The 9,772-nt window shown below is 51.4% G+C and carries 5 protein-coding genes and 1 pseudogene; 2 read left to right on the plus strand and 4 right to left on the minus strand.

Features of this window, described 5'->3' with window-relative positions; genetic code table 11:
- Positions 1–317: 317 nt before the first annotated feature.
- The 4 genes from C233_RS0121570 to C233_RS0121585 all read right to left on the minus strand — a co-directional run bounded on the left by C233_RS0121570 (position 318) and on the right by C233_RS0121585 (position 6,788).
- Entirely contained in the window at positions 318–1,601 is a 1,284-nt protein-coding gene (locus tag C233_RS0121570; protein WP_018669548.1) for a GTP-binding protein, read from the minus strand.
- A 28-nt stretch (positions 1,602–1,629) separates the two neighbouring features.
- A complete protein-coding gene (locus tag C233_RS0121575; protein WP_018669549.1) occupies positions 1,630–2,598 on the minus strand; it encodes an alpha/beta hydrolase in 969 nt (322 codons plus the stop codon).
- Positions 2,599–2,720: 122 nt separating this feature from the next.
- Positions 2,721–4,058, minus strand: coding sequence for an NADP-specific glutamate dehydrogenase (locus C233_RS0121580; protein ID WP_018669550.1), 1,338 nt, complete (start codon positions 4,056–4,058; stop codon positions 2,721–2,723).
- 441 nt (positions 4,059–4,499) lie between these two features.
- Entirely contained in the window at positions 4,500–6,788 is a 2,289-nt protein-coding gene (locus C233_RS0121585; protein ID WP_018669551.1) for an NADP-dependent malic enzyme, read from the minus strand.
- A 175-nt stretch (positions 6,789–6,963) separates the two neighbouring features.
- On the opposite strand from C233_RS0121585, the gene C233_RS0121590 reads away from it, so the two are divergent.
- Both C233_RS0121590 and C233_RS25205 read left to right on the plus strand, forming a co-directional pair.
- Positions 6,964–9,465 carry a family 20 glycosylhydrolase gene (locus C233_RS0121590; protein ID WP_026314967.1) on the plus strand — a complete coding sequence of 834 codons (2,502 nt, stop codon included), beginning with the start codon at positions 6,964–6,966 and terminating at the stop codon, positions 9,463–9,465.
- A gap of 159 nt (positions 9,466–9,624) precedes the next feature.
- Positions 9,625–9,772, plus strand: a pseudogene (locus C233_RS25205) (DDE transposase); the annotation flags it as partial.

The following is a 9,772-nucleotide window of genomic DNA, read 5'->3' on the forward strand; positions in this document are numbered from 1 at the left end:
AGGAAGACGGAAATCCTGTGGATTTTCTTTGGAATACATACGGCAAATGCCGTACTGATGATAGACAAGATCAGGAACAGGACGGTGAAAGCGGCATGATATGATTTTACAGGCAGAGGCAGAAGATGTCTTCAGACTTCTTCCCGAGCGTCATGTCTTGTAGGGTAAGATTGTGTGAGAAATTACAGGAATAGGACTATAAAAATGGCATATGAAGTGAGTATGCTCTATCATCTTCATATGCCATCTTGATTTTTAGGGACATTTACTGAATATCCCTATTTATATCATATCGGCAGATATGTACCCGGCGCGATTTATTCCAGGCACTCGTCGAGGTCGCGTATAATCTGTTCCTTGTCCATGTGCTGGCCGATAAAGACAATCTTCTGCATGCGGTCGCCGTATTTCTCGTCCCAGTCGCGTAACAGGCCTGGTTCCTGGCGCATCAGTTCAATCAGGTCTTTTTCGGGAGCTGTGGCATACCATAGGCCGGCTTCGGTCAGTTGTTTCTGCGTGCCTGCCTGCTCGAAGAGGTAGGACATGTCGCGGTTGTGGCTGAAGTAGCATACGCCTTTGGCACGGATTATGTTGCGGCTCCATTTGGTGGCGATGAAACGGTCGAATTTGTGGATGTCGAAAGCCGGGCGGCGGTAGTAAACGAATGTGCCGATGCCGTATTCTTCCACTTCGCCTCCTTCATGGTGGTGGTGATGCCCGTGTCCTTCTTCATGGTGGTGATGTTCGTGTCCGTGTTCTTCTTCGTGGTGGTGTTCGTGTCCGTGGGCTTCTTCGTGGTGATGTTCGCGTTTGTGTTCTTCTTCGTGATGATGATGCCCGTGGGCTTCTTTTTCTTCCGCTTCGGTTACTTGGCGCTCTATGCCGCGAATCCAGCCTGCCGAGGTGGCTACGCGCTCGAAGTCGAACATCCTGGTATGAATGATTTTCTCCAACTCTACGTTTGCATAATTGCATTCTATGATTTCGGCTCCGGGTTGCAGGGTACGGATAATCTGCTTGATACGTTCCAGTTCCCCGGGTTTTACTTCGGCGGCTTTGTTCAGCAGGATGATGTTGCAGAATTCGATTTGTTGGATGATGAGGTTTTCGATGTCTTCATCGTCGATACCTTTCCGGGTAAGGTCGTTGCCGCAGGCAAATTCGCTTTGCAGGCGCAGGGCGTCTACCACGGTAACGATGCAGTCCAGGCGGCAGATGCCGTATTTGGTGTACATGCCGCCCATGCGGGGAATGGAGCAGATAGTCTGTGCGATAGGCTCCGGCTCGCAGATGCCGCTGGCTTCGATGACGATGTAGTCGAAGCGCTCCATGCGCATGATTTCGCTAATCTGCTCTATCAGGTCTATTTTCAGGGTACAGCAGATGCAGCCGTTTTGGAGGGCTACGAGGCTCTCGTCCTTTTTGCCTACGATACCTCCTTTCTGGATAAGGTCGGCATCGATGTTTACCTCGCCTATGTCGTTAACGATGACGGCGAACCTGATGCCTTGTTTATTGGAAAGGATATGGTTTACTAATGTTGTTTTGCCACTGCCCAGGTAGCCGGTAAGGAGCAGTACGGGAATTTCTTTTGTTGTCATATCTGTTATCGGTCTTTGTTTTTATTGTTTATTGGTTTCTTTCGATAAATCGCACGATAGCGTCCCTCAATACGGTATTGAGGGGTAATGTCGGGTTGTTGTAGGTGGCCATTTGCTGCTGCGGGGCGGTGCTTTCGCAGTCTTTCAGTACGTGGTTCATCTTGTCTATCAGTACCAGCTCTGCCCGGGGACATGCTTTTTTCAGCAGGACGGCGTCTTCCTCTTGCACCTGGATGTCCTTTTTGCCTTGAAGTATCAGCACGGGCATTTTTAGGGTAGCGATGACGGTTTGCGGATTGTACTTGTAGTACGAAATGAGGTAGGGTTGTACGGAAGGGCGGAACAGGGCTTGCAGGTATTGGGGAACTTGTGCCGTTTCTTTTCCGTTCTTCAACGATTCGTTGATGTCCGCCGCTTCTTTTTGTATGGATGCGGGGAGCTGTTGGGCGGCCAGTTGTTTTTCTATGATTTCGTATGCGGGGCTGCCTGCGCCTGCAATGGAGATGAAGCCTTTTATCCGGGGGCGGTTTCGGCAGGCCAGCATTCCGATGAGCGAGCCTTCGCTGTGTCCTGCCACGATGATGCCGGTGAAGCGCTTGTCTTTGGCGAGGAGGTCTATCCAGCCGACAACATCGTCTACGTAATTCTCGAAACGTAGTTCGGACTCTTTTTTACCGGCGGGGGCACTGCCGGCTATGCCGCGTTTGTCGAAACGCAGGGAGGCTATGCCTTCTTGCACCAGTGCTTCGGCAAGGAGTTTCAACGCATTGTTTTTCATCGCGGGATTGTTGCCGTCCATGTCGGTCGGGCCGGAGCCGGCGATGAGCAGTACTACGGGGCAGCTTTCGGTATTGGCGGGCAAAAGGAGTTTGCCTTTGATGTTTCCGCTGGCGGTATTCAGTGTTACGGGGCATTCTTCGGAGGTGAGGGGTTGTGCCTGGCAGTAGGAGGCGGCGAGCAGCGCCGAGCCGAATAAAAGCAAGAGCAGTCGTTTCATGGGGTGTTTTTTGAAATCTCTATTAACGGGGAGTAAATGTAGGCAAATATTATTAAATAAAAAATAGAGGGGAGAAACATTGTCGTTTCCCGCCTCTATTTTTATGCTATGGCTGTACGTTATTATAGTATGCCTTGTGCCATCATCGCTTTGGCTACCTTCATAAATCCGGCAACGTTGGCGCCTTTCACGTAGTTTACGTAACCGTCGGCTTCCGTGCCGTACTGTACGCAGGCTGCGTGGATATTCTTCATGATGCTTTTCAGCTTTTCGTCTACTTCTTCCGAGCTCCAGCCCAGTTTGATAGAGTTCTGCGTCATTTCCAGGCCGGATACCGATACACCGCCAGCATTGGCTGCCTTGCCCGGGGCATACAGGATTTTGGCTTCCTGGAATACTCTGATAGCTTCCGGGGTAGAGGGCATGTTGGCTCCTTCGGATACTGCCATTACGCCGTTGGCAATCAGCTTTTTGGCATCGTCGCCGTTCAGCTCGTTCTGAGTGGCGGACGGCAGGGCGATGTCTGCCTTTTCACCCCAGGGGCGTGCACCTTCCACGTACTTAACGCCCGGATATTGCTCGGCATACTCGCGGATACGTCCACGGTAGAGGTTTTTCAGTTCCATGATGTAGTCCAGCTTTTCGCGGTCGATACCTGCGGGGTCGTAGATGTAGCCGTCGGAATCGGACATGGTCAGTACCTTACCGCCCATTTCCAGTACTTTTTCGGCTGTATATTGGGCTACGTTGCCGGAACCCGAAATGAGGCAGGTCTTGCCTTTGAGGTCGGTTCCTTTGGTTTTCAGCATTTCCAGCAGGAAGTAGATGTTACCGTAACCGGTGGCTTCCGGACGAATCAGCGAACCGCCGAATTCGCGGCCTTTGCCTGTGAATGTGCCGGTAAACTCGTGCGTGAGCTTCTTGTACATGCCGAACATGAAGCCTACTTCACGGCCTCCTACGCCGATATCACCGGCAGGTACGTCGGTTTCGGGACCTATATGGCGCCACAGTTCCAGCATGAAGGCTTGTACGAAACGCATTACTTCGGCATTCGACTTGCCGCGCGGGGAGAAGTCGGAACCGCCTTTGCCGCCACCCATAGGCAGGGTAGTCAGCGAGTTCTTGAAGGTCTGCTCGAAAGCGAGGAACTTCAGGATAGACAGGTTTACGGAGGAGTGGAAACGTACGCCGCCTTTGTACGGGCCGATAGCGTTGTTGTGTTGTACGCGGTAGCCCATGTTGGTCTGGACGTTACCCTTGTCGTCCACCCATGTAACGCGGAACTGGTAAACGCGGTCGGGGATGCAAAGACGTTCAATCAGGTTGGCTTTGTCAAACTCCGGATGTTTGTTGTACTCTTCTTCAATGGTAGAAAGAACTTCTTCTACTGCTTGATGATACTCCGGTTCGTTGGGGAACCGTCTTTTCAGGTCTTCTAATACCTTAGCTGCATTCATAATTTATTCCTTATTTATTGGTTATTGCACTATATCGATTGCGAAGCGGCAATGCGGCAGGTGGCTTTGCTTTTATGCAGTCGTATGTATGGTTGTATAGTGGACTCCGTTATCGCTTTTTCACCTTTGTTACCTTATTACCTGTTTCTCTGTTATTGCGGTTGCAAAAGTAAACATAAAAATGATACAAACAAACAATTTATAAAGAAAATGCAGGATAAAACAGCATTTTTGTTGTTTTATCCTGCAAAAAGGAATAAAAAGATATTATTTATCCTCTTTTGAGTGCTTTTATTACGGGGATGAATACTAATGCCGCCGAAATGACAAGAGTTACTACGATAGGACCGTCAATTCGTTCGGCTGATGTCAGTACTATGTAACAAAGTGCCACCCAAAGGAGTGTAATGCAAACTATTTGGAATTTGGATAACCGCCTTTTCATTTACCTGCTTTCTTTTTGTCTACAATGGCGTCGATAACTGCCACTGCGGTGATGTTTACGATGTCGCGTACGGAGCTTTCGAAGTCCGTGAAATGGATAGGCTTGTTCAGTCCCATTTGTATGGGGCCGATAAGCTCGGCATCCATGTCCATTGTCTGCAACAGCTTGTATGCCGAGTTGGCGGAGCTGAGGTTCGGGAAAATGAGTGTGTTCACGTCTTTTCCTTTCAGGCGGGTGAACGGGTACTTGGCGTCGCGCAATTCGCGGTTCATGGCAAAGTTTACCTGCATTTCGCCGTCGATAGCCAGTTCGGGATAGTGCTGCTGCATGTAGTCCACAGCCTCGTGCACGCTTACCGGGCTTCCTTCCTTGTCCGTACCGAAGTTGGAGTAGCTCAGCATAGCCATGACCGGCGTGTGGTTGAAGAAGCGCACGGTGTATTCCGACAGTTTGGCGATGTCAATCAGCGTTTCCGCATTGGGGTGGCGGTTGATAAGCGTGTCGGCAAGGAAGTATGTGCCTTTCTTGGAGTTGAGGATATGCATCGTGCCGAAGTGCTTGTATTCCGGACGGATGCCGATAACTTCTTTGGCTACCTTGATAGTGTTGCTGTATTTGGTGTATAGCCCGGTGATGAAGGCGTCGGCTTCGCCGGTTTCCACCATCATCATACCGAAGTAGTTGCGCTCGAACATCTTGTCGTTGGCTTCTTCGTAGGTAACGCCTTCGCGGGCGCGCTTTTCGGAGAGGATACGTGCGTAGCGCTCGCGGCGTTCCGATTCGTTAGGGTGGCGCAGGTTCACGATTTCGATTCCTTCGAGGCTGAGGTCGAGTTCTTTTGCGAGCTTCTCGATAGCTTCGTCATTGCCCAGGATGATAGGGTGGCAGATACCTTCGGCTTTGGCTTCGACAGCGGCTTTCAGCATATTGGGGTGGATGCCTTCGGCAAAGACCACGCGCTGCGGGTTGCGGCGGGCGGTGTCGTAGAGCTGGCGGGTAAGTTTGCTTTCGTAGCCCATGAGCTCGCGCAGTTGCAGTTTGTAGGCGTCCCAGTCTTCGATGTGCTTGCGGGCTACGCCGCTTTCCATTGCTGCTTTTGCCACGGCGCAGGAAACCTCGGTGATGAGGCGCGGGTCTACTGGTTTGGGGATGAAGTATTCGGGTCCGAAAGTGAAGTTGTTCACATGGTAGGCTTCGTTCACCACATCGGGTACGGGTTGCTTGGCAAGGTTGGCGATAGCATGTACCGCGGCAATCTTCATCTCTTCGTTGATAGCTTTGGCCTGCGTGTCGAGTGCACCGCGGAAGATGTAGGGGAAACCGATTACGTTGTTTATCTGGTTCGGATAGTCGGAACGGCCGGTGGACATCAGTACATCGGGGCGTGCCGCCATAGCGTCCTCATAGGAGATTTCCGGGGTGGGGTTGGCAAGGGCGAACACGATAGGATGAGCCGCCATGCTGCGTACCATATCCTGTGTCAGCACATTGCCTTTGGAAAGGCCGAGGAATACGTCGGCGCCTTTGATAGCTTCGGCAAGGGTGTGCACGTCGCGGCGGTCGGTTGCAAAGTAGCGTTTCTGCTCGGTCAGGTTTTCGCGGTCGCTGGTGATGACTCCTTTGCTGTCCAGCATCAGGATGTTTTCGCGGCGTGCGCCGAGCGACTCGTATAGCTTGGTGCAGGAGGTGGCGGATGCGCCGGCGCCGTTTACCACGATTTTCACGTCTTCTATTTTCTTGCCTGCCACTTCCAGGGCGTTCAGCAATCCGGCACTGGAGATAATGGCAGTACCGTGCTGGTCGTCGTGCATCACGGGGATGTCGAGCTCTTCTTTCAGGCGGCGTTCTATTTCAAAGCATTCGGGTGCCTTGATGTCCTCCAGGTTGATACCGCCGAAGGTGGGGGCAATGGCTTTGACGGCTTCGATGAACTTATCGGGGTCTTTCTCGTTCACTTCGATGTCGAATACGTCGATGCCGGCATAAATCTTGAACAGCAGTCCTTTGCCTTCCATTACGGGCTTGCCGCCCAGAGCGCCTATGTCGCCCAGTCCGAGGACAGCGGTTCCGTTGGAGATTACAGCCACCAGGTTGCCTTTGGCTGTATATTTGTACGCGTCCTGCGGGTTCTTCTCGATTTCGAGGCACGGCTCTGCAACGCCCGGCGAATAGGCGAGCGAGAGGTCGGTTTGCGTACTGTAAGGCTTTGTCGGCACTACTTCTATTTTTCCGGGTTTGCCTTGCGAGTGATAGAGCAAGGCAGCTTCTTTGGTTATCTTAGCCATGATAGATTAGTTGATTTGTTTATGAATTGGTCGCAAATTTAGAGATAAAAGTTCTAAATTGTAGCTTGCGGCAAAGATTTTCTATCAGAATTATTAGTAAATAAACTAAAAATGCTTATTTTTGGCAATATATTTATAGAATTACCCCCTATTATTAACTTAACACAAGTATCTTATGAAATTTTTGAGACTTTTTCGTGCCGTACTGTCATTGTGCGTACTGGCATTATTTACGGGATGCAAGGCAGGTGGCGAAGCGGAAGTACCGGTTGCCCTGACATGGGAAATGGGTGCGGGCGACATCGAGCCCGGATATTACGAGAACTCTTTCGTCCTTAAAAACATCTCCGAAGCTCCCCTTGCCGGCGGCTGGACGATTTATTATTCGCAGCTTCCCCGCTATGTGAAGCAGGAGGGAAATCCTGCCGTGAAGGTGGAGGCGGTGAACGGGAACTTCTTCAAGATGTATCCTACGGAGAATTTTACTCCGCTGGCTCCCGGCGATTCCGTACGTATCACCTTCCGTTGTTCTTATAAGTTAGACCGGAACTCGCATGTGCCCGAGGGTGTTTATTGGGTAGCTGCGGCCGGTGGCAAGGAGGGCAAACCGCTGCCCATAGTGTTGAATGCACTTCCGCTGCCTTCGCCGGAATCGCTTCCCGGTTATCCGGATGCAGCCGTAATATACGAATCGAATCTCCGGCTGAAAGATGCACCCGCCTTGAAGCAGCCGGATATATTGCCGTCGGTGAAGAAGGTAATTCCTGCCGGGGGCGATGTCGTACTGGACGGCAAGGTGGCTCTGGCCTATCCGGACGAATATGTCGGCGAGGCACGGTTGCTGAAGGAGAAGTTGTCCGCCCTGTATGGCTTGGAAATAACCGGTGAAGCTCCTGTTACGATTACTTTGGAAACGTTGCCCGACAAGGCAAAGGCTGTGAACGATGAGTATTATACCCTGGTTATAGGTGGTGACGGGATAACGATTGGCGCTGCCACCGCACACGGGATTTTCAACGGCACGCAGACTTTGCTGGCGATGCTGAAAGACAGGGAAGCACCTTACCGGCTGGATGCCATGTCCGTGGAGGATTACCCCGATTTCTTGTACCGGGGGCAGATGATAGACATTGCCCGTAACTTCACTACGGTAGACAATCTTAAGAAACTCGTGGATATTTTCGCTTCCTATAAAATGAATGTGCTGCACTTCCATTTTACGGATGATGAGGCATGGCGCCTGGAAATTCCCGGGCTGGAAGAGCTGACTGCCGTAGGAAGCCGCCGCGGACATACCACGGACGAGAGCCGGTGTCTTTATCCCTGTTATGACGGCGGGTACGACCCCGATGCCACGACGGTTGGAAACGGACATTATTCCCGCGAGGACTTTATCGGACTGTTGCGTTATGCCGCCGAGAGGCATATCCGCGTCATACCGGAGATAGAATCGCCCGGACATGCCCGTGCCGCTATCGTCTCCATGAAAGCCCGCTACGATAAATATAAGGAAACAGACCCGGCGAAGGCTACCGAGTATCTGTTGAGCGAACCGGAGGATACGTCGCGCTACGCATCCGTCCAGTATTATACGGACAATGTTATCAATGTGGCTCTGCCTTCCGCTTACCGCTTCATGGAGAAAGTGATTGGGGAACTCGCAGCCATGTACAAGGAAGCCGGCGTACCGCTGACTACGGTACACCTCGGCGGTGACGAAGTGGCGCGGGGAGCTTGGCTGGGTTCTCCCGGATGCCGGGCGCTGATGAAGGAGAAGGGCATGACGAAACCGCATGATTTGGCGGAGTATTATATTACGCGAATGGCGGATATCATGCATAAGAACGGCTTGCAACTAAGCGGTTGGCAGGAAGTGGCTTTGGGGCATACCGAGGAGGCGCACCGGCAGTTGAGGAGCCAGGTGGCAGGCGTGTATTGCTGGAACACGGTTCCGGGGTATGACGAAGTGGTGTACCGGATTGCCAATGACGGTTACCCGGTTATTCTCTGCAACGTGGGCAATTTCTATATGGATATGGCTTACAATGGGCATCCGGACGAGCGTGGTCTCGACTGGGGCGGTTATGTGGACGAAGCGGTGACGTTCTCCATGCTTCCTTTCAGTATCTACCGCTCGCTACGCACGGACGGCGCAGGAAATGCCGTTGATTTGGATAAGGCGGAGAGAGGTAAGGTGGCGCTGACGGCAGAGGGTAAAAAGCATATTCTGGGTGTGCAAGGCCAGTTGTTTGCCGAAACTATCCGCAGCTTCGACGGGGTGGAATATCTTCTTTTCCCGAAAATCATGGGATTGGCGGAACGCGGCTGGAATGCTTGCCCGGCATGGGGGAAATTGACGGGTGCGCAGGAACAGCAGGCTTTCGACAAGGCTTTGGCATTGTATTACGAAAAAATCAGCAACATAGAGATGCCTTACTGGGCGAAGAACGGTATCAATTTCCGCCTGCCTCACCCGGGATTGTCGGTGAAAGACGGTAATCTTTATGCCAATACGTCCATTCGGGGCGCTGAGATACGTTATACCACGGACGGATCCGAGCCGACAGCCCAATCCGCTTTATGGGAAGCGCCGGTGAAATGCGATGCGCCGGTGGTGAAAGCGAAGATATTCTATCAGGGTAAGCAGAGCTTGCCGATAACGCTGAAAGCGGAGTAATACCTTTTTCATACGGAGGGACATTCAGTAAATAATATAAAATCAGCCAACTAATTCATACACAAAATATTGCGAATTAGCTGGCTTTTTTGTATCTTTAGGTATTCCCCCGCAAATAAGGTTTGAAGGCCAAAACGGGGGAAATTCCCCGACTAAGATATGGCTAAGATACAAAATATTTCCGAAATTCACCCAACTTTGGGCTTCACAGAATTTGATGTTCTGGAAAAATACCGCAAAAGTTTTAATGAGAGTGAGCTTGGCAGGCTTCACTCAGTGTTCCCGTTTGAACGCATGGCAAAAGCCG

Origin of the sequence: Bacteroides gallinarum DSM 18171 = JCM 13658, assembly GCF_000374365.1 — a bacterium.
GTDB lineage: Bacteria > Bacteroidota > Bacteroidia > Bacteroidales > Bacteroidaceae > Bacteroides > Bacteroides gallinarum.

What these genes read in the sequence shown, in the direction of transcription:
- C233_RS0121590 (WP_026314967.1), top strand. Translation starts at nt 6,964, where the DNA reads ATGAAATTTTTGAGACTTTTTCGTGCCGTACTGTCATTGTGCGTACTG.
- C233_RS0121570 (WP_018669548.1), bottom strand. Translation starts at nt 1,601, where the DNA reads ATGACAACAAAAGAAATTCCCGTACTGCTCCTTACCGGCTACCTGGGC.
- C233_RS0121585 (WP_018669551.1), bottom strand. Translation starts at nt 6,788, where the DNA reads ATGGCTAAGATAACCAAAGAAGCTGCCTTGCTCTATCACTCGCAAGGC.
- C233_RS0121580 (WP_018669550.1), bottom strand. Translation starts at nt 4,058, where the DNA reads ATGAATGCAGCTAAGGTATTAGAAGACCTGAAAAGACGGTTCCCCAAC.
- C233_RS0121575 (WP_018669549.1), bottom strand. Translation starts at nt 2,598, where the DNA reads ATGAAACGACTGCTCTTGCTTTTATTCGGCTCGGCGCTGCTCGCCGCC.